Consider the following 21,065-nt stretch of genomic DNA (forward strand, 5'->3'; position numbering starts at 1 on the left):
CACTTTTAATCTTATTAAGAACCTCATAACATGTATAAAGTATCAATCTGCCCCTCAAACATACAAGTACAATACGAAATGTTTGTGCAATAAATGAATATATGGAACTGAAACATTTGAGGTTAAAAGATATCTATTAACTGTTCACATTATAGCCCCAGAAAACTAGTCTCTCAACTAAATCTTTAACCAAAATCCCCTAATTTTACAACATTTTAAACATTAATTGTAGTAGGCCGATCCTCTATTTGTAATAAGGGCACTTAACTTAGCTTCCCACAATTTCAAACCCTGCATCCTCTAATATTTTTCTATCTGCTTCCGAAAAGTTCTTTGGCTTTGGTATTCCAAGTGCCAATAAATATCTTGCTCTTGAAAAAGCCACATAAGCAAGCCTGTTTTCTTCTCCAACCTCCTCTCTGTTAAACCATTGTTTCCAATATCCCCCTGAATGATCACCATTAGCCGCTTGATAAGAAGATAAAAAAAACACTGCATCCAAACTCATTCCCTTACATCCATGAATTGTTTCAATGGAATAACTTAAACTTCCTTCTTCATCATTAAACAGTGTCTTTTTCACTACTTTATCCTTATTTCCTTTTCTAATTATTCCTATATTGTATGTACATACGGATAATTCGGGCAAAACTTTTATACTCTCCATCATTAATTTATTTAATGTATTTTTCCACTCTGTCCAAGTAACCGAAAAATCATACAGCTGCGGTGATTCTTTTAATAAATTCATTATCTTAAATAATATCCGCTTCCAATCTTTATTATCAAGTTCTTTAGGCCTATAAAAAAACTGGCTATTTAAATGCTCACTTGTTTTGAAAAAGGTTCTTTGAACGCTTTTTGCCAGCATTTCAAATAGCATTTTAAAATCAGAAACTTGACTTTTTTGATTAAGCAAATATACAGTTTGAGCTATTGTCTCTAAATTATTTGAGCCTTCATTGTTATTAAGTCCAAGCAATCTATTTTTTAAATTATTATTTCTGACAATTATTTTACTTTCTTTAATACTCAAATTATTTTCAAGTACATATTCATGAAATTTATTTATTGCAAGTTTTTCTTTTCCCTTAGTAAAAAAAATCGCAATTAAAGGACTCCTTGCTTTATCAAAATTTTTTCCCACAATTTTATTTTTTCCATTCACAACATATTCCGACACATCAACAATAGACTGACAACTTCTATAGTTTTCTGTCAACAGCTTGATATCAAAATGATAATTTTCGATAAATTCTTTGGTATCATCAGGTTCAATATTTCTAAAACCATATATCGCTTGATTCAAATCTCCAATTAGATGAATTTTGCACCCTTTTTCACAAAGAGTCGCTAATAATTCTAGTTGAACATATGATAAATCCTGACATTCATCCACAAAGATTACCGGAAAACGTTTAACAATTAGCTCTACTATTTCAGGATAGTTTTCAAATAACAAATTCAGCATATACTCAACATCTTCATAAAGAGCAAATCCACTTTTCCAAAATTTCATTTTTGTTTTTGCTAGATCCAACTCTCTCCAGCCATCTTGTTGTACCAGATTCTTCAAAATCTCTTTCCCCTGTCTGCTTCTAGTACCACAATACTGATATGAATCTGTTTTAAAATCCCGAAAAAATTCATGAGCCTTAATATTACCTAATTCTCTATATCCATAATTACTACTATATAAACTTAAAAAGTCAGATGTACAACCGCTCTCTATTATCCGTATGCTTTTATCTCCACGTTCATCACCTTTATATTTCATAAATTTATGTAAAAACGGATTGGCTATATAACCATGGAGCCAGCTTGTAAACGTCCCTATATAATGCGGATATCCCAATTTAGTATTCAAGTAGCAATCCAATCTATTATTTATTTCTCTTTCTGCAGAATTTGTAAATGTCAAAACTGCGAAACCTTGATTCCTTAATTTCCACTGTTCTTTTTCATATGCTACTTTAATTGCCAAAACTTCAGTTTTACCACTTCCCGGACATGCTTTCAGAAAAACATTCTGTCGCAATTTTGATGTTACATAGTTAATTTGTCCTTCGTTCATATTATAGATAAAGCTTTTCTTTAATTGCCTGCATCTATTTTTCTGTTTTCCATCACAGACATATATATTAGAAATACACTTCTCTTTTCCACATAATACCCCACAAATTATTTCTCTCTTACTTTCCATTATTTTCCTCAATAATTCCCAAAACAAATCTTATCGCCGCTTTTATGTATTCTGGAATAATAAAATCATTTGTCATATTTATTTTTTCTAATAGCAATTGTGCAAACAACCCCTTACCCAAATAGCTTGCATCAATTTGCTTTAATATATCAAATGCAATCTCCGATTGTTCCACTTTTTCATTGTTTTGATATGCCTCCAAATACCCATTCAACCTATCTCTAACTGGACCATTAGTCGACAATTCATTCAAAATAATTTCAATCATCTTCTTGGCATTATCCTTCTCCATTGCCAAGTCATATTCAAAAGTCTTTAAATTAGTATAGATTCGGCAATTATCAGTCATATTCTTTACTTGTTTTTTTAAAAACAATTGTGGATTTTTTCCTTCGACAGCCGCCTTTTTTTGAGGGGCGTCTTCTTCCGGATCACTATCTGTAATTGCAACACATAGAATTGGAAGAAAATCTGTCTTTTTATATTCATCCTCTTCAAATTTATCTTTCTTCCTGAACAAATTGATTCTTTCTTTATATGCTTCCTTACTTTCGTCATCTTCTTGTTCAGGATATATAAGTTCGTATCCATCGTAAAGTTTCATGAAATATTGAAAAAAGATACCATTCATATTTATAACCGAAATGCCTGCCTCTTCCAAAGATTTTGGTACATTATGTGAATTTAACTTTCCAAGATAGATTTCTGCCAATTTAGGAATAAGCAAAGCCTCTGCCAATCCTTCGACCAAAATATTTCCCTTTGAAAAAAGCAAAGTTGAACGTGTAGTATCCATCCATCTGTTTATGAATTGCTTTGCCTGCTTATTTTTTATGCAATTTCTAAGAGAAGTGATTTTTATTCCATTCTTAGTCATATTAAAGCTAATAATATTTTCGATTGGAGTTGCTGAAGCTATTGTAGTAGAATGTGTCGTTATTATAATTTGTATATCATTTTTTTCAGCCTGATCTTTTAGATATCTTAATACTTTTATCTGTATCTGCGGATGCAAGTGTGCTTCCAATTCTTCAATTAACAAAATTCGCGGAGAACTATAATTCTCTTTTAATCCCTCAAATTCCGCTAATATTGTTGCTAAATAAATTAAATTGTTATATCCCAGGCTATTTTCAAAAAGATTTCTATACACATTTTCTTCTGTAGGTATTTTCCCTGGAAAAAATACCAAACGCAATGCCTCAACAATTCTTTCAAATGTAACATCTCCAAACTGTATCTTTGTAGTCTGTGCAAACACTGCCCCTAAAGCATCCTCTAAACTGTCATTAATCAGTTCATTTGCCCTTGCAATATCAGGTCTTTTCGCCAATGCCTCATTAAAATCATTAACATCCCTCTCAATATCCATTAATTCTCCGACTTTTCGTTTTTCTTCCAATGTTTTTTGAGATAGATTAATCAATAATCTAGCTAGCCTTGACCCTCGGTTTGCTTTTAATTTTTTCTCCGCATCTCTTAATGCTGGAAGATATACACACTGTATATCATTTAATGGCTCCCAATCAAATGTGCTATTTGATGCTTCTCCCCCCCATATTACTTTCTTATAATTATTGCGTCGGTCTTGCTTCTTAGCAATATCAATATTTAATACAGCATTATAGTCTTTATCAAGCCATGTAATGTACTCAACCTTTTTATCATCCGACAAATCCGAAAATCTGCCCTTGACTGAAATATTATCTGCTCTCTCTTTTTTATCTACTGATGAATAAAAATCTTCTTCTGAAATCCCATTTCGGACATATTCATCTTCATTAAGCAGCATCCGTATGGCATCTATCACTGTACTTTTCCCACAACCATTCTCACCGACTAAAACATTTAATCCCTTTCTTAAATGCAATATTTGTTTTCCCTTAAACAGTCTATACCCTTCAATTTTTACATCTGATAAGTACATTTTATCTTCTCCTCGTATATTATAATATTAATTCTATTTTTGATAATATTTCTCACGTCCAAGAATACAGAATAGTTTCGATATATTAAATCATACACAATTTTAAGTGTATTGCAAAAATATGCCGAATAAACAATTACCATCTGTATTTCATTTTATCACTTCCAATGCCTGTCCATTTTCAATGATTTGCCTCCAAATTTGTGTAATTGGGCTATTCTCTGCTGCTGACAGTCTTTCTTTGTCCAAAAACTACTCTATAAAATTTGTATTGCTAGAAAAATTCTAAAAATTCTGTAAACCATCAGAATTGATAATATCAAGATTATAAAATCTAATCGAGATCTTATTCCATCGCCTCCAGTTGTTGCAAGATTTGCAACAACTGGAGGCCGACTTAAATTTTCTCCTAAGTTTTTTAATGTGTCCGGATATTATATCATTATCAATGTAACTTCAACTTTGGTAACTCCATCCTCTGTCATTTACATTAATATATTTGACTTTTCCACTTTCCCTTCACCGCAAAAAATATACAATAAGAATTCGATAATTATATTATTATTAAAATAGTTTCCATATCCATTTTACTATATTTTACCATACTCCCCTCACCATTACCATCTGAAAGATTCCTTCAGCTCCGTTTATTTTCCCCTCTGCAACATAACATTCTCATTTACCTATTATTCAAACTCACATACCTGATATCTCTCTTTTTCAGCATAACAAATTATCAACTGCTTCTCATAAACATCTATTCTCTTTACTCTGTCTTTTACGATATTTTCATCATATTCCCCATTACACACGAATTTTCCCAGCGTATCTCTTACATATTGCTCGTTCAAGGTAGGTGAATTTTTACACTCCTCCTTTCCTTTTTCCATCCTTGTCCCACATCTCCATACAATCTTCCCGCGCTCCGTTCTACGCCTGAGTCCTCCCCCACAATCTCCACATACCAATAAATTACTAAGCAAATATTTGCTGCTATATCGGTTGCCACTGCTAATCTGATTGCCGTCAGCTGTTCTGAGCAGTCTGGCTCTATTAAGCATTTCCTCCTGCACCTTATCAAATATCTCCGGAGAAATAATGGCCTGGTGACTTCCTTTCACATAATATCTGGTTCGCTGTCCTACATTTTTCTTTCGTATACCATTCAAATAATCTTCCGTAAATGTTTTCTGAAGCATCATATCTCCCTTATATTTCTCATTTTTTAGCATTTGCTGGATTACATTTGCACTCCATACCTTTTTGCCTGTTACCGTTTTTATACCACTCTCCTCCAAATATTTCTTAATCTGCAAAAACGTGTAGCCCTTTAAATATAATTTAAAAATCAATCGTACTATCTTGGCCTGCTCCGGAACGATTACCAATTCCCCTTCCACACACCGATATCCCATAAAATGTTTGTAGCTACTAAATAGCCCTTCCTCAAATTTTCTTTGAATACCCCACTGAATATTCTCACTAAAGTTTCTGCTTTCTTCTTGTCCCATTGCTCCCGATAAGGTTATTGCCGCTTCTGCATCCGGATCAAACGAATTCACATTTTCAATTTCAAAATACATTTGAATGCCCCTTTCTTTCAAATATCTCATAATCTGCAATAGTTCTACCGTATTCCTAGATACTCGTTTTGCTGATTTAGTGATTATGTAATCGAATTTCCCTTCTGCAGCGCTTTCTAACATATGTTTCAATCCGTTACGGCCTTTTTTCCTTAATCCACTTCTTCCACAATCCCAGAATACTCCTGAAAATACCCAACCTGTATGATCTGATATCTGTTCTGCATATGCCATAATTTGATGTGCCAAACTGGCTAACTGCATCTCTTTCTTAGTGCTGACGCGGCAATATGCCGCCACACGCAGCAGTTCCGTATTCTCCTTTTCCACAGGTATATAATATATCTTTTTCATAACCCTCCACCTCATCTCACCAATAAAGAAAAGGCGCAAAAGCCAAAAGCCTTCACGCCTCACCACACAACAACTATCCATTCTCACCAAATCATCATTTAACACTCTTCTGCAACAGGACAATACTTTCCACATGCCTCGTCCCCCCAAACATATCCACCCCCCATCCCTCCACTGCTCCATACCCCAACTTCTTCATCACCCTCAAATCTCTCCCCAACGTCTCCGGGCTACACGACACATACACCACCTTTTTCACTCCCATCCGTGCCACGGACTCCATAAATTCCTCCGTACTGCCGCTTCTCGGCGGGTCCATGATCACCAGATCGACCTTATCTCCCCTCTCCGCCATATCCACCAGAAACTTCCCCGCGTCATTACAATAAAACTTCGCATTGGTAATCCCATTAATCTTCGCATTATTCACCGCATCCTTCACGGCGTCCTTATTCAGCTCCACCCCAATCACCGAGCCGGCCTTCCGGCTGGCGATCAGTCCGATGGTACCGATCCCGCAGTACGCGTCCAGCACCGTCTCCTTTCCCGTGAGTCCCGCCAGTTCCAGCGCCTTGCCGTACAGCACCTCCGTCTGCACGGGATTTACCTGGTAAAACGACTTGGACGAAATGCGGAACCTGCATCCACAGAGCAGATCCTCGATATACCCCTTACCATACAGCACATGCTCCTTCTCCCCCAGCACCATGCTCGTCCCACGTCCATTGACATTCTGAACAATCGTCGTAATCTCCGGGTGCTTTTCCCTTAACGCCTTCACAAAATTATTCTTAGACGGAAATACCGGCGAAGCCGTCACCAGCACCACCATAATCTCCCCGGTCGCGAACCCGCGCCGTACCAAAATATGGCGCAGCAGGCCGAAGCCCGTGTCCTCATCGTAGGTGCGGATCTTAAAGGATTTGAGCATCCCCCGGATCGTCCCGATAATCTCGTCCGCCTTCTGGTCCTCGATCAGGCACCGCTCCACCGGCACCACAATATGGCTATTTTCCTGGTAAATTCCCGAAATAATATTCCCTCTCCGGTCGCGGTCAAATACCGCATGCACCTTGTTCCGGTAATGATAGGGGTCCTTCATCCCAATGATCCCCTTCACCGGGCAAAGCCCTTTCAGCTGTTCTTCCAAATAGTTCCGTTTCCACTCCAGCTGTTTTTCATATTCCATATCCAGCAACTGGCAGCCGCCGCACTGCTTAAATACCGGACAACGGCTCTTTTTCCCCCTTGTCGGGGCCGCTCCGCCTTTTACTCCGCTGGTATTCCCCCGGAATCCTCCTCCGCGCTTTGCTTCCCCGGAATCCTTCTTCCGCTCAATACCGGCCGCTCCATTGATCCTGCCCCGCTTTTCCCGGCCTTCATCCCCATTTATTTCCAGGCGTTTTTCCCGACGTTTCTCCAGCCCCTTCCCCATCTGCTGTTCCGCCTTCCGTCCTTCCCCCTTTTTCTCCGTTCTCCCCGCATAACCGCGTTCGCCATTTTCCTTCACTCTCCCGCCGGTTCTATCGCTGCCACGCAGCCGTTCGCCGGTTCTGCTGCCGCCCTGCTTTCTCTCGCCATCTCCGCCAGTTCCGCCGCGCTTCGCCGTCTTAGCTCCGCCCCCCACAGCTTCCTTCCTTCGGAATCCTTCCCCGTTTCTCTTCCCATCCATTCCTGTCATATCCCTCTTTCTCATATCCTTAGCCATCACAAACTCCATCTCTCTACTATATTTTTCTTCAAACCGACCCAAGCCGGCCCATTTTCTCCCAGCCCGCGCCCGTCCATTCATCCTCACAAATCACGCCCAAACCTTGCGCATTTTCCCCCATTCCTCAAAACACCTATCGTCATTCTATCACAATTACCCCTCAATGTCTTTTATTATTCCAACTCTCCCCCAAAAACACAGAACCCGCGCTCAAGCTCCCCAACCGCATTCACGCCGCCGTCTCGCCCCGCGCAGGTCCTGTCCCGCCCTATCTTCTCAAATCCACCCCTATATCGCTTCTTTCATCCCCCTCAAATCTCCGCCGTCACCTGCCACAGCCACCGCGCCTCTTCCTCCGGCAAATACGGTGAAATCTTCTCGTAAACCTGCTGATGATATTCATTCAGCAATTCCACATCCCGATCCGTCATCAGCTCCCGGTCAATACCATCCACATCAATCGGCACAAAGGTCAGAAACTCAAACCGCATAAACTGCCCATAGGCATTTTTCTCATCCTTCACGCACATCACCAGGTTTTCCGTGCGGATTCCGTGGCTGCCTTCAATATAAAGCCCCGGCTCATCCGACGTGACCATGCCTTCCTCCAGCTCCGCATTTTCCCGCGCATCCGTCACCAGCCGGTAACGGATACTGTTCGGCCGCTCATGCACATTCAAAAAGTATCCCACTCCATGTCCCGTCCCATGGTTGTAGTCCAGCCCCCGGCTCCAAAACGGCTCTCTCGCCACATAATCCAAACTGATCCCCCTGCAGCCGTGGAGGAATTTCACCGCCCCCAGCCGCAGCATACTGATCAATACCAATGTAAAATGCTCCCGCTCCTCATCCGTCACCGGCCCCATTACCACCGTCCTGGTAATATCCGTGGTTCCCTCGTAATACTGCCCGCCGGAATCCACCAGATACATCCCCTTAGGCTCCAGCTTCACATTAGTCTCCCCAGTCGCCGAGTAATGGCACATTGCCGCATGTGCTCCATAAGCGGATATGGTTTCAAAGCTGCACCCCAGGCACCCGTCCTGCTCCAAACGCAGTTCCCGCAGATGCTCCGCAACGCTGATCTCGTCCATTTCCACCTTACCCACATTGTGCTTCAACCAGTAGATAAAACGCGTCATAGCCACGCCGTCCTTGATGTGGGCCTTCCGCATATTCTCCATCTCCACGGGATTCTTCACCGCCTTGGCCTGGCTGGTGGGATTCATCCGCTCAATCACCTGGTTGCTCCCGTCGATCCGGCTGTAAATGGCGTAGTTCACCATTTTGCGTTCCAGCATAATCCGCTGTCCCCGCAGCAGCCCCGTCTCCTCGTACACCGCCTCATAAGGTTTCACCGTGACGCCCAGACCCTGCAAATACTCCCTCACGGTCCCGGAAAATCCCTCACCCTGCTCCAGATACGGATAAGCTTTTCCTTCCAGTATTTTCTCATTCGCAAACAGCAACAGCCGGTCCTCAAACACCATCACATAGGCCAACGCCACCGGATTGTACAACACATCATTTCCGCGGATATTGAGCAGCCAGGCGATATCGTCCAGGGACGTCAAAATGTGGACCGTAGCCCTGGCCTGAGCCATTTTCTCCCGCAGCTTTCGGATCTTTTCCGCCGCGTTCTCCCCGGCATAACAATCCGCCAGCGCCCAAACCGGCTCTGCGCTCATAGGCGGCCGGTCCTGCCAGATGGTCCCCACCAGGTCCCCGCTGCCGTCAAAACGCACATACTTCGCCTCCAGGGCCTCGTTTAACGCCAGTGCCTCGGCGGCGTTCACCGTACGCCCGTCAAATCCCAGGCAGCCCCCAGCAGGCATTTTCTCCGCCAGATACTCCTGCACAGTGGGCACGCCCTCCTCGCGCATTTTCATCAGCCTGATCCCGCTTCCCGCAAGCTGTGCCGCCGCCTGGACAAAGTACCGCCCGTCCGTCCACAGGCAGGCCTCGTCCATAGTGACCACCGCGGTTCCCGCAGACCCCGTAAAGCCGGTGAGAAACTTCCTGCACTTGAAAAATTCGCCCACATACTCCGATTCATGGAAATCCGCCGTCACCACCAGATAGGCGTCCATCCCTTTCTCCGCCATCAATTCCCGCAGCCTTCCCAAACGCTCCTGTATTACATTCATAACTGTTCCATCCTCTCATCACTTAATCTCGTTCCCACGGCGCGCCTGCCCGTTCCAAACCACCCGCCGCAAGCCCCCGCCTGAGTCCCTCTCCCTACCTCCAAACAGCTTCTCTACTCCACATCCCCGCTCATCGCATCCCAGATCGCCGCGCCGATCCCTTCATTATAGGTCGGCTGCGCCCTCATGGCAAACGACATCTGCTCCGCGGTCAGTCCATTTGCGATGGCCGTGGCAATCTCCCCGATCATGTCTGTGGCCCGCGGACACATCATCTGCGCCCCGATAATGGTATTGGAGTACGCCTCAAACACCAGCCGGATAAACCCGTGCTCCTCCCCTGTGATAATGGATTTCCCGTTATCCCGCATGGAAAAATGCCCGCAGCGCACCTTCAGCCCGCTGGCCCTGGCCGTCTCCGCCGTGATGCCCACCGTGGCGATCTCCGGATTGGTATAAATACAGTTTGGCACGATGGGCAGCGGCACATACATTCCGCCCGGCACTACCTCCAGTTTAACGCTGTGGGTTTTCCCCGCAATGCGCTCCACCACGTATGTACCCTGAGCCGCCGCCACATGGGCCAGCAGCGTCTTGGCCGCCACGTCCCCGATGGCGTAAACCCCCGGCTCGCTGGTCTCAAACTCCTTGCTGACCTTCAGCCTGCCGTTCTCCATCTCCAGGGACATATCCTCCCCCAAAAGTCCGGAGAGATCCGGCTTACGCCCGATGGCCATCAGCACCTGTGCGCCGCGCACGGTAATGCTCTCCCCCTCCTCGTTGGGCGTCACTGTGCAGCACAGGGAACCATTCTCCTGGGTGATCTCCGTCACCGTGGAATTGCAGTACACGGAAATTCCCTTCCGCTTCAACTCCTCCTCCAGCCGTTCCCCCACCACGTCGTCCATGGGAGCCATGAGATGCCGCCCCTTCTCCACAATGGTCACATGGGAACAGAGGTTATTGAAAATGGTCGCAAACTCCACCGCGATCACGCCGCCGCCCATGATCACCAGCCGGTCAAAATTCCAGCTCTCCGCGGCCAGCAGCCGGTCGCTGTTCCACACCCCCGGCAGGTCCGCGCCCGGAATATGATTCATGATCGGCACAGCGCCCGTGGCGATAATCACCGCCTCCCCCTGAAAATACTCCTTGCCTCCACCGGAGAGATTCACCTCCACGGTCTTATCCCTGCGAAGCAGCGCGGTCCCGTAAACCACATCCACGTCCAGCTTGTCAAACTGGCTCTCAATGCCCTGCCGGTAACGCTTCACCGCCGCCTTTTTATACTTCTGCATTTTCCCAAAATCAAAGGAAATGAAATCCGTGGACACTCCGAACTCATCGCAGTTCTGCATCATATGGAACATATTGGAGGCGTGCAGCAGCGCTTTTGTGGGAATGCATCCCCGGTTCACACAGGTTCCGCCGAACTTCTTAGCCTCAATCACCACCGCCTTCAGGCCGAACTCCGCCGCCTTCATAGCCGCCGTGTAACCGCCCGGGCCAGCCCCTATAATCACAACATCGTAATGTTTTGCCATTATTTTCCGTCTCCTTCCTACTACAATATATTTATGGTTAATATCCCTTACAGCCAGTAAGGAATTATCCATCTTGTTGCTTAAGCTGTTACAATGTTGGAGCAATCGGTATATCGGCTTCCTTTCTTGGACTTCGCGTCCGTATTTGAGACTGATAACCAGCTCCTCATTTGCAGCGTTCGTTTTATGCAGGTTGAACTGCCTTTGGTACGTTCGTGTCACACCACAGTAGATTGAATAGGCAATGAGTAAAACTGGTACTTATCTATTGCAATATTCTTTAGGAGTGACAAATTTATGAACATGAACGCTGTTGGTATTGATGTTTCCAAAGGGAAAAGTATGGTCGCCATTCTACGACCTTATGGAGAAATCGTTTCTTCTCCCTTTGAAATCAAGCACACTTCCAGTAACATCCAATCCTTAATTGCGCAGATCCGATCAATCGATGGTGAATCACGCATCGTTATGGAACATACTGGCCGTTACTACGAACCACTGGCTCGTGAGCTTTCTCTGGCAGGTCTTTTTGTAACTGCCGTAAATCCTAAGCTCATTAAAGATTTTGGAGCTCATTCCCTCCGCAAAGTAAAATCTGATAAAGCTGACTCTGTAAAAATAGCTCGTTACACCCTTGACAGTTGGACGGAATTGAAACAGTATAGTCTTATGGACGAACTACGCAATCAATTAAAGACCATGAACCGTCAGTTTGGCTTCTACATGAAACACAAAACAGCTATGAAGAATAACCTCATCGGTATCCTCGATCAGACTTACCCTGGTGTTAATACTTACTTTGATAGCCCTGCCCGTGAGGACGGCAGCCAGAAGTGGGTTGATTTTGCTACTACATACTGGCATGTGGACTGTGTTCGTAAACTTTCATTAAATGCATTTGTCGACCATTATCAGAAGTGGTGCAAACGCAGGAAGTACAACTTCAGCAAAGACAAGGCTGAAGAAATCTATGGGGCCGCAAAGGAGCTTGTTCCTATACTTCCAAAAGATGATCTAACCAAGCTGATCGTGAAACAGTCCATAGAACAATTAAACACTGCTTCCAGAACCGTGGAAGAACTCCGTACCCTGATGAATGACACAGCCGCCAAGCTGCCTGAATATCCCGTTGTTATGGGGATGAAGGGTGTTGGCCCGTCTCTTGGTCCTCAGCTTATGGCTGAAATCGGAGATGTCACACGCTTTACCCACAAGGGCGCTATCACTGCATTTGCTGGTGTAGACCCAGGTGTCAATGAATCCGGAACCTATGAACAAAAAAGCGTTCCAACCTCCAAACGCGGCTCATCTTCCCTCCGAAAAACCTTATTTCAGGTCATGGACTGTCTCATCAAAACAAAACCGCAGGACGACCCTGTATATGCGTTTATTGATAAGAAACGTGCTCAGGGAAAGCCTTACTATGTCTACATGACTGCAGGCGCTAATAAGTTTCTGCGTATCTATTACGGAAGGGTAAAAGAATATCTAATGTCTCTTCCAGAATAGAGAATACCGCATCCTTTCAGACCAGCGGATAACGGTGGTCTATTTGTTGTACCTGAAATTTAATCAACAATAAATCTTGAAAATTTCTCATTTTCCTATTGACTTTTTATTTGCAGGCTCAAATAAACCCAGCGCCACGCACGCCTTCCAGACGCCATCGTCGCCGATGTCCGCCGTCACGTAGTCCGCCGCCGCCTTTAACCCCGGATGGGCGTTTCCCATGGCCACCCCGATGGCGGCCTCCCGGATAATCTCAATATCGTTCATGCTGTCCCCAAATGCCACCGTCTGCTCCGGCGCGATCCCATAATATTCGCACAGCCGCATAAGCCCGTTGGCCTTGGAGGCCTCCTGCTCCACCACGTCCGCCCCCATAAGCCCTGCGAACATGGGGAATTTGAACTCCGCAAACTGCCGCTCCAGCCGCTCTGCCCCTTCCGGGCCGCCCACGTAAGTCAGCGTTTTCACCGGCATGTCCATCAGAAGCCAGGGATCCTTAAAATTGCGCTCCGAGCTTCCCCAGCGCACCTTGTCATAATAGACCACATCCTCCGGGCAGGTATAGTAATCCCCTCCGTCCACGGAAATTCCCAGCGCCAGCTTCTGATCCTCGCCAAACGCCAGCAGCCGTCTCAACCGTTCCTTGTCCATCAGGTGTTCGAAAATAATCTTCCCGCCTTCCACCTCAACCCGCGTCCCGTTCAGATGGATAATGGCGTCTGGTTTCACCATATCCCGGTAGGCCACGCTGTAGGGCTCGTTCATGTTCCGGCCGGAAGCTACCACGATCACCGAGTCCTCCCGAAGCCGCCGGATCGCCTCCATGGCGCTGGCCGGAATCTCCCAGGTTCTGTGGTCAAGGAGCGTCATATCCAGATCGAAACTGATAATCCTCTTTTTTTTGTGAAATTTTACCATAAAAAATCCAAATTCCTTTACATTTTTTTTGAAAATAGGGCTTTTCAAAACCAAAAACATTTGCTATAATATAGAAGTTCGCTCGGGGTATGGCGTAGCTTGGTAGCGCGCTCGGCTGGGGGCCGAGAGGTCGCAGGTTCAAATCCTGTTGCCCCGATTGTGAAAAACCTTGATTTTATTGGAAATCAAGGTTTTTTTATTGCCCGATCCTCCGTTTACATAAATCATTTTCCGACATACTTCCAACGCGTTCTCTATCCCGGAAGCCGGATCAGACCATTTTGCCCTCATATAAACCTTCGATGAACCCTCACCATTATACCTTAATGAAAGCTATTCTTCAAGATATGCCGGAGGGATCCGGGAAAGTTTTCCAATTTTCTTCCAGAAATACAAAAAGCAGGGTTTTTGCTTCGATAGAGAATTTATCTTCTTTTGCAACCGCCCCATATGATTCCATACCCTTATGTAAATTTCCGTTTCCACCCGTCTATCCCCCGCGTGATCTGTACACTCCCTCTTGCCATCCCTCCCCCCCATGCACTATAATAAAACCATCCCGTCCCCCGCGCCTTCCCCGGCGCCCGGGCCATTTACCCAAGGAGGATCAACTATGTCACTGGAAGGACGCATCTATCAATTCCGTCTCACGAAAGTAGAGCTGGCCGAGCTGGCGCTCCGTCTCACCTGGGACTCATTTATGTTGGGGAAGAAGAGGTATCTCCTGATTACAGCGGGAATCCTGTTAATCATCCCCGCTTTGGGCGGGATTCTGGCCATCGGCGCCGGACTCACCACAGCCCTGCTGTCCCTGCCCTTTTTCTTCTTCCAGGCCCTGCAGAACCTGACCATATTTTTCCTGGTCCTGACCGTGTTCAAATTTCTCAGCTACTTTTGGACCTTTTCCCGCCAACCCGTCTCCCAGGAGATGCGGCTGCGCCTGGAAAATGGCTGCCTGTACGAGGATAACGTCTCAGTCGTCCACCAGGGTTCCTCGTTCACCGCATTTCCGGAGACCCCGGGCCTGCTGCTCTTAAAGCGCGAGCTTTCCCGGAAAAGCCACTCCTATCTCGTCCTGCCCAAGCGCCTGTTCGCCGGACCGGACGAAATCCAGGCCTTCAAAGCCTACTTAAGCGCGTCCTCCCCCTATAACCAGCCCCAGCCTCAGGCCCAATCCCCGGATTCCGGCTCCTGCCGGTTCCGCTTTACCTTCCAGTTGAGCCCGGACGACTTTGCCCATGTCTACACCGAGCTCATGGGCATCTCCCGCTGCCACCGGCCCTTATGGAGTAACGGCAGCACGCTGCTTTCCCTGTTCTTCTGCCCGGTCCTTACATTGATCATGGCAACCCGTTTCATCGTAACCGGCGACGTCGTCGCGAGCCTGTGCCTCCTCGGTCTGGGCCTGTTCCTCTCCGCGTTCCTGTTTTTCAGCGTCTCCTCCATCCGCGAGGATGTCTACCGCCGCCGGATGCGCCAGAACCGCTTTCCCATAAATGGTTCCGGCCCATGGGATCTCTCCTTTTCCCCGGAAATGCTGACCGTGCGCCGCGAACAGGACAGCTTCAAACGCTCGTGGGACGTATACACTCATTTTTACGAGACAATGGACACTCTGTTTCTCCTGTGCATCGAAAATAAGGTCATAAAACAGTACGTTTTCATCCCCAAATGGACCTTCGCCTGCCGCGAGGAGCAGGATGCCTTCACCGCCTTCTGCCAAAGCCGCGGAAAAGTTCTGGAATTTGTCCACATTCCGGAGATCGAGGAACCTGAGCGCATACAGAAAAAGGCCCGCCGCCGGACCATTCTGTTCTGGTGCGCCCTGTCCCTTTACCTGATACTCCTGATCGTTGTCTCCATTCTCTCAGGCATCCGCCAGTCGGGCCTTTAAACCGCAGCCCTGCGCCCGCCGCGCCCTGAAACCACAATTCCCGCCGCACCATCCGCCAGTCCCTGTCATAAATTAAAATAACGCTATCCACCACAAGGATTCAAACTCTATGGAACGACTGGTCCCCCTCGAAAAAGCCGCGGAAGCTGTCTGCGAAGCCAACTCCAAGCCGCCTCTTATCTTTCAGCTTCCCCCCGCGAAAGGCCGGCAGGTTCTGGAAAACGCCCAGAACACGCCGGTTTACATGTATCCCGCCACCGTAAACACCATGCCGTTTTATACCGGCCGCTGGGGTAATATCAACCTCTATCTGCTGCGCCCGGAACGCGCGTCCGGGCCTCTGCCCGTCATCTTCTATATCCACGGCGCCGGCTGGGTGTTCGGCAGCTACCACACCCACGAAAAGCTGGTCCGCGAGCTCTGCGCCCGCACCAACTCCATCGTGGTATTTCCCGAATACACCCGGTCCCCGGAAGCAAAATACCCCACCGCCATCGAGCAGTGCTACCGCGTGCTCAGTTCCCTGCCGGAGCTGTTCTCCCGCCTGGGCTGGCCCGTGGATTTAAGCACACTCACCGTAGCCGGCGACAGCGTGGGCGGCAATATGGCGGCGGCCATGACCCTGATGGCCAAATACCGCAGCGGCCCCAGCATCCACAAGCAGCTGCTCTACTATCCCGTGACAAACGCCTGCTTCAACACCTGCTCCTACAAGGAATTCGCGGAGTGCTATTACCTGTACCGGGCGGGTATGATTTGGTTCTGGGATCAGTACACGTCCTGCGCCAAGGACCGCGGCCAGATCACCGCCTCCCCCCTGCGGGCCACCGCCGAACAGCTCTGCGGCCTCCCCCAGGCCATGATCTTAAACGGCGAGGCCGACGTGCTCCGGGACGAGGGGGAAATGTACGCCCGCAATCTCCTGGAAGCGGGCGTCCCCGTCACCGCCATGCGCTTTAAGGCTATCATCCACGACTTTGTGATGTTAAACGCCCTGGACCAGACCCAGGCCTGCCGCGCCGCAATGGACGTTTCCACCGCCTGGATCAACCGCAAAAACATGGAAAACGCCATAGCCGCGAATCCCTGATTTTCCCAAACAGCCGCCGCAGACCGCCCCTTCCGTACAGCAAAAAAGGATTGCGCAACCGGCTTTTAAGCCCCACGCAATCCTTTTATCCTATCTGTTTATAACCGCCCGGTCCTTTGACCGTCACGTCTGATTGAACAATTACTGATACAGGGTCAGGCCCTTGATCAGCAGAACCGGCTCGCTCCAGTTGTCGTCCTTCGTCAGGGAGAATTCCACCCGCAGCTGATTCTGTCCGGACACGTCCACCGCAAATGTGATGGGCTGCGCGTCGTAACGGATATCCGCGGAGGTATACAACACCTGATCATCGTCGCCGTACACCGTAAGTTTTCCCAGCAGACCGCTGTCGAACTTGGTGGACGGTGAGAACGTTCCGGATAACAGCTTGTAATTGCCGCCCGGCGAGCACTTCACATAGCTGCCCTTTTTAACCAGGCGGATCGCATCATTCCAGTTCTCCCGGTTGAAAGTTCTTCCGCTGGAAATGATGGTGTAGCCGTTGGTCTTGATGCCTTCCATGTTCTGGACCAGGGTGGCGCTTGCGGGATCGATGGCCAGACCCACCGGCTCTGTCTGCGCCTCGGCGGGCACCCAGACGCCGTCCGAGCCGATCTGCCGCCCGTCAATCACGGTGTCGGTCACCATCGCTCCGGTATCGGGAGCCAGGTAATACCATTTATCATTGTCCTTCAGCCATCCGTACTGAAGAACTCCGCTCTCGTCCATGTAATACCACTGGCTGCCCACCTGGGTCCAGCCGGTCACCATAAATCCGTCCGCGCCGATATAATACCGCTTTCCGTCCAGATTAAGCCATTCCTGGCTGGCGTACTTCTCCGCGCCGCGCTGATATCTCCATCTCCCATTTACATCCTTCCACGTACCTGCAAAGGCCGGAAACGCCATCAGCACGCTCAATGCGGCCGCCGCCGCTATCATGATAATCCGTTTTTTCATAGGGCATTCTCCTCTCAAAAATAAAGCTGTTACACTTTTTTCATTATAAGTCATTCCACCGCAATATGCAACCTGGTGGACGATTACGTTTTTCTTAATCTTCCGCAGCCGTTCTATCCACAGCCCCGCGTGAAAGTGCAGCTCTGCGAACCATAACCCGCAGCCGCTCCATGCCAATTTTCCCTCGGATATCTGAACCGCTCCCCCGTCTACGAAACGGAGTCCGCCGCGCTCACCGCCCGCGGCCTGTTGACCACATAGATCCCCAGGCACACCAACCCCAGCGCCAGCGCCGTCTTGACCCCAAACGCCTGATCGTTCTCCGCCAGAAGCCAGGCCGATAAAATCACCCCAAACACCGGATTCATAAACCCGTACACCGCCACCCTGGAAACCGGATTATGCTTTAACAGCAGACTCCACAGCGTATACGCGGCGGCCGAGATAAACGCCAGGTAGCACAGCATCCCGATCCCCGCCGGTCCCGCCGACGTCACGGCGATCCGCCCGCCGCCCACGAGTCCCCAGGCCACCATCACCAGGCCGCCTGCGGCAAACTGGTAGCCGCTGAGCACCACCGTGTCCTCCCGGCGGGAATACTCCTTGATCAGCGCTGCGGAAAATGCGTACGCCACCGTGGACAGCAGCACAAATCCCTCCCCGTTCCATTTCATCCCGGCCCCCAGGCCGTCCTTCGTCCAGTTCACCAGCACCACACCGGCAAATCCCACCAGGCAGCCCAGGATTTTCTGTCCCGTAAAACGCTCCTGGCGGAACACGAGACTGGCCACCAGAATGCTGATAAATACGTTGGCCCCCTCGATAATGGAAGACTTCACGCCGGAAGCATTTGCCAGTCCAATATAAAAGAACAGGTATTGCAGCACCGTCTGGCAGGCCGCCAGCTTGAGAATCATCCCCCAGCTCCCCTTTTTCGGCACAAGGGGCCTGCGCCTCCCCAGGCTTGCAATGGCGATCACCAAAATCCCCGCCAGCGTAAACCGGATTCCCGCAAACAGAATCTGCGTATTTACCGCCTCTGCAGGGATCTGAAACATCCCGTAGCCAATTTTGATGCAGGGAAATGCGCTCCCCCACAGCGCGCAGCAGACCGTCGCAAGCAGGCAGACCCCCAACGGGGCCGTGATCCATTTTCCCGTTCCACATCGCTCCATCATAAGTACCTCCCTCATCTTAAAATGCGCCCGGCAGACGGCAGACACCCCGGTGCACCATTTTTCACCAAACAAAAAATCGCCCCCGGCTCAGGAAATATCCCTGTGCTCCGGGAGCACACCCCCTCAGGTGTTCTTCATAATTACGCTCTCCACCGCGTCCGCCACATGCTCGCAGGCGTCGCAGCATTTTTCCAGGAAATTGTAAATCTCGCGCCAGGCAATGATCTCCAGGGGATCCGTCACCTCCGTGTGCAGCCGCCGCATGGAGTCGATGAACAGGCGGTCCCCCTCCTCCTCCAGGGCGTTGATCTCAATGATCAGGCCGTGCAGCGTCTTGGATTTCTTGAAATTGGCAAACTCCTCCATGATCTCCTTGAGCACCTTGCAGCAGCGGATGATCACCTTGGTGAACTGCAGCGCCTCCGGCCGGATGGTATGTACATTGTTGATATAAATGCGGATCAGCACGTCCTCGATCTGGTCCGTGACCTCGTCGATGCTCTGACTGAGCAGAATGATGTCCTCCCGCTCAATGGGCGTGATAAACGCCTTCACCAGCACCGCCATCATCTCGTGCTTTTTCTTGTCCGCGTCGTGCTCGATCTTGTGCAGCTCGTCCAGATTCTCCGACAGACGGCTCACCTCAAAATTCGCCAGGTTCTCCTCCAGCATCTTCGCCGCCTGGCAGCCGCACTCCACGCACTGGATAAAATTCTCAAAATAGTAATTGTCGCTCTTCTTCGCCATGTTCTCTTATCTCCTTAAACTCAACCGTCCGCCCAATCAGAACAGAACCATAAACAGCTTCGCCATAAAAAATCCAATCAGCCCGCAGCCCGGGAAATTCAACAGCCAGGTCAGCGCCATGTCCTGAACCACCTTGAAATTGATGGCGGACAGGCGTTTCACCGCGCCCACGCCCATGATTGCCGTGGTCTTGGTGTGGGTGGTGCTCACCGGGATACCAAATACCGTGGACACCAAAATACACAGCGCGCCCGCGATATCCGCGGAAAATCCCTGGTACTTCTCCAGCCGCACCATATCCATCCCCACGGACTTGATAATCTTCTTGCCGCCTGCCGAGGTGCCGATTCCGATCACCAGGGAGCAGAGTAAGAGAAGCCACACCGGCATACCCACGCCCGACGCGTTCTCCCGCCCGTTGGACAGGCAGATCACCAACAGCAGCACGCCCATGAATTTCTGGCCGTCCTGGGCCCCGTGCATAAACGCCATGGCCGCGGCGCCGCCCACCTGGGCGTGGCGGAAAAATCCGTCCGTCCTGCGCCGGTCCATATTCCGGCACAGCCATGCCACCAATTTACAAACAAAATATCCGCTGAAAAAACCGATTACCGTAGACAAAACCAGACCGTACAGAACCTTGACCCACTCCGCGCCGTTGATTCCGCTAAGGCCCCCCTGAAGGGCGATTGCCGCTCCGGACAGACCGGCGATCAGCGAATGGCTCTCACTGGTGGGAATCCCGAAATACCACGCCAAAGCCGACCATACCACAATGGAAAACAGCGCCGCGCTGAGCGCTACCAGCGCCTGGTCGCTGTGACCGCCGAAATTCACCATGTTGGTGATGGTGGCCGCCACGGTGGAGTTGACCATGGTCATGACGAACACACCGGCAAAGTTGCACACCGCCGCCATGATAATCGCCGCGTCCACATTCAGCGAGCGCGTGGACACACAGGTGGCGATGGCGTTGGGCGCGTCCGTGCAGCCGTTCAGGAAAATGACGCACAGTGTGAGAAACACCGTGATCATCACCGCCGGGCTGGACGTCACCTGTTGCCAGAAAAACGAAAATGACAGATCCATAATCTTCCTTATCCTACCCTCTTAACTTATTTTTTACTTACCTCTTACACATATTTTACATGCCATGCCATTTTATTCTAGCACGCTTTTTTATGGGCGTAAAGTTCTTATCCGTAAATAATATGCTAAAAATGCCGTATTTTTTCAGCATAAGTAAATAAAATGTTAGGTATTTGTAAATTTTTGAGAGTTTCGAGGGGATGGGGGTAAC

14 protein-coding genes and 1 tRNA gene are annotated in these 21,065 nt (G+C 48.5%); 4 read left to right on the top strand and 11 right to left on the bottom strand.

Annotation, left to right across the window (positions count from 1 at the left end):
• Positions 1-268: 268 nt before the first annotated feature.
• The 6 genes from ACK2JC_RS08585 to lpdA all read right to left on the bottom strand — a co-directional run bounded on the left by ACK2JC_RS08585 (position 269) and on the right by lpdA (position 11,469).
• Entirely contained in the window at positions 269-2,203 is a 1,935-nt protein-coding gene (locus tag ACK2JC_RS08585; protein ID WP_368272220.1) for a UvrD-helicase domain-containing protein, read from the bottom strand.
• On the bottom strand, positions 2,193-4,130 hold the full coding sequence (locus ACK2JC_RS08590) for an ATP-dependent nuclease (RefSeq protein WP_320937945.1): 1,938 nt from the start codon (positions 4,128-4,130) through the stop codon (positions 2,193-2,195). Before ACK2JC_RS08590 ends, ACK2JC_RS08585 begins: the two co-directional genes overlap by 11 nt.
• 686 nt (positions 4,131-4,816) lie before the next feature.
• Positions 4,817-6,067, bottom strand: a complete 1,251-nt coding sequence (locus ACK2JC_RS08595) for a recombinase family protein (RefSeq protein WP_368272219.1) — start codon at positions 6,065-6,067, stop codon at positions 4,817-4,819.
• Between the two features lie 94 nt (positions 6,068-6,161).
• Positions 6,162-7,739, bottom strand: coding sequence for a 23S rRNA (uracil(1939)-C(5))-methyltransferase RlmD (gene rlmD / locus ACK2JC_RS08600; RefSeq protein ID WP_331681288.1), 1,578 nt, complete (start codon positions 7,737-7,739; stop codon positions 6,162-6,164).
• A gap of 350 nt (positions 7,740-8,089) precedes the next feature.
• Positions 8,090-9,925, bottom strand: a complete 1,836-nt coding sequence (locus tag ACK2JC_RS08605) for an aminopeptidase P family protein (protein ID WP_368272218.1) — start codon at positions 9,923-9,925, stop codon at positions 8,090-8,092.
• Positions 9,926-10,038: 113 nt separating this feature from the next.
• Entirely contained in the window at positions 10,039-11,469 is a 1,431-nt protein-coding gene (lpdA, locus tag ACK2JC_RS08610; protein WP_092371857.1) for a dihydrolipoyl dehydrogenase, read from the bottom strand.
• 303 nt (positions 11,470-11,772) lie between these two features.
• Here lpdA and ACK2JC_RS08615 point away from each other — a divergent pair, with 303 nt between their 5' ends.
• On the top strand, positions 11,773-12,978 hold the full coding sequence (locus ACK2JC_RS08615) for an IS110 family transposase (RefSeq protein WP_368282939.1): 1,206 nt from the start codon (positions 11,773-11,775) through the stop codon (positions 12,976-12,978).
• Between the two features lie 87 nt (positions 12,979-13,065).
• Here ACK2JC_RS08615 and ACK2JC_RS08620 read toward each other — a convergent pair whose 3' ends face one another.
• Positions 13,066-13,896, bottom strand: coding sequence for an HAD family hydrolase (locus tag ACK2JC_RS08620; RefSeq protein ID WP_276856218.1), 831 nt, complete (start codon positions 13,894-13,896; stop codon positions 13,066-13,068).
• 83 nt (positions 13,897-13,979) lie between these two features.
• On the opposite strand from ACK2JC_RS08620, the gene ACK2JC_RS08625 reads away from it, so the two are divergent.
• The 3 genes from ACK2JC_RS08625 to ACK2JC_RS08635 all read left to right on the top strand — a co-directional run bounded on the left by ACK2JC_RS08625 (position 13,980) and on the right by ACK2JC_RS08635 (position 16,880).
• Positions 13,980-14,053 (top strand) — tRNA-Pro (locus ACK2JC_RS08625).
• Between the two features lie 456 nt (positions 14,054-14,509).
• A complete protein-coding gene (locus ACK2JC_RS08630; protein WP_276856221.1) occupies positions 14,510-15,790 on the top strand; it encodes a YcxB family protein in 1,281 nt (426 codons plus the stop codon).
• 109 nt (positions 15,791-15,899) lie between these two features.
• Entirely contained in the window at positions 15,900-16,880 is a 981-nt protein-coding gene (locus ACK2JC_RS08635) for an alpha/beta hydrolase (RefSeq protein WP_092372019.1), read from the top strand.
• A 141-nt stretch (positions 16,881-17,021) separates the two neighbouring features.
• On the opposite strand, the gene ACK2JC_RS08640 is transcribed toward ACK2JC_RS08635, so the two are convergent.
• From ACK2JC_RS08640 to ACK2JC_RS08655, 4 genes are all read right to left on the bottom strand, one after another.
• On the bottom strand, positions 17,022-17,840 hold the full coding sequence (locus ACK2JC_RS08640) for a glucan-binding protein (RefSeq protein WP_227170616.1): 819 nt from the start codon (positions 17,838-17,840) through the stop codon (positions 17,022-17,024).
• Between the two features lie 209 nt (positions 17,841-18,049).
• Positions 18,050-19,018, bottom strand: a complete 969-nt coding sequence (locus ACK2JC_RS08645) for a DMT family transporter (RefSeq protein ID WP_227170615.1) — start codon at positions 19,016-19,018, stop codon at positions 18,050-18,052.
• Between the two features lie 123 nt (positions 19,019-19,141).
• Complete coding sequence (locus ACK2JC_RS08650) at positions 19,142-19,765, bottom strand: DUF47 domain-containing protein (RefSeq protein WP_227170614.1); 624 nt, start codon at positions 19,763-19,765, stop codon at positions 19,142-19,144.
• 36 nt (positions 19,766-19,801) lie between these two features.
• Positions 19,802-20,854: an inorganic phosphate transporter gene (locus tag ACK2JC_RS08655; protein WP_092372025.1), complete on the bottom strand. Its 1,053-nt coding sequence runs from the start codon at positions 20,852-20,854 to the stop codon at positions 19,802-19,804.
• Positions 20,855-21,065 lie beyond the last annotated feature (211 nt).

Origin of the sequence: Enterocloster lavalensis (genome assembly GCF_046603895.1) — a bacterium.
GTDB lineage: Bacteria > Bacillota > Clostridia > Lachnospirales > Lachnospiraceae > Enterocloster > Enterocloster lavalensis.

Coding starts and splice junctions, on each gene's coding strand:
- ACK2JC_RS08590 (WP_320937945.1), bottom strand. CDS start 4,130: ATGTACTTATCAGATGTAAAAATTGAAGGGTATAGACTGTTTAAGGGA.
- ACK2JC_RS08650 (WP_227170614.1), bottom strand. CDS start 19,765: ATGGCGAAGAAGAGCGACAATTACTATTTTGAGAATTTTATCCAGTGC.
- ACK2JC_RS08585 (WP_368272220.1), bottom strand. CDS start 2,203: ATGGAAAGTAAGAGAGAAATAATTTGTGGGGTATTATGTGGAAAAGAG.
- ACK2JC_RS08615 (WP_368282939.1), top strand. CDS start 11,773: ATGAACGCTGTTGGTATTGATGTTTCCAAAGGGAAAAGTATGGTCGCC.
- ACK2JC_RS08635 (WP_092372019.1), top strand. CDS start 15,900: ATGGAACGACTGGTCCCCCTCGAAAAAGCCGCGGAAGCTGTCTGCGAA.
- ACK2JC_RS08630 (WP_276856221.1), top strand. CDS start 14,510: ATGTCACTGGAAGGACGCATCTATCAATTCCGTCTCACGAAAGTAGAG.
- ACK2JC_RS08645 (WP_227170615.1), bottom strand. CDS start 19,018: ATGATGGAGCGATGTGGAACGGGAAAATGGATCACGGCCCCGTTGGGG.
- ACK2JC_RS08655 (WP_092372025.1), bottom strand. CDS start 20,854: ATGGATCTGTCATTTTCGTTTTTCTGGCAACAGGTGACGTCCAGCCCG.
- ACK2JC_RS08595 (WP_368272219.1), bottom strand. CDS start 6,067: ATGAAAAAGATATATTATATACCTGTGGAAAAGGAGAATACGGAACTG.
- ACK2JC_RS08605 (WP_368272218.1), bottom strand. CDS start 9,925: ATGAATGTAATACAGGAGCGTTTGGGAAGGCTGCGGGAATTGATGGCG.
- lpdA (WP_092371857.1), bottom strand. CDS start 11,469: ATGGCAAAACATTACGATGTTGTGATTATAGGGGCTGGCCCGGGCGGT.
- rlmD (WP_331681288.1), bottom strand. CDS start 7,739: ATGGATGGGAAGAGAAACGGGGAAGGATTCCGAAGGAAGGAAGCTGTG.
- ACK2JC_RS08640 (WP_227170616.1), bottom strand. CDS start 17,840: ATGAAAAAACGGATTATCATGATAGCGGCGGCGGCCGCATTGAGCGTG.
- ACK2JC_RS08620 (WP_276856218.1), bottom strand. CDS start 13,896: ATGGTAAAATTTCACAAAAAAAAGAGGATTATCAGTTTCGATCTGGAT.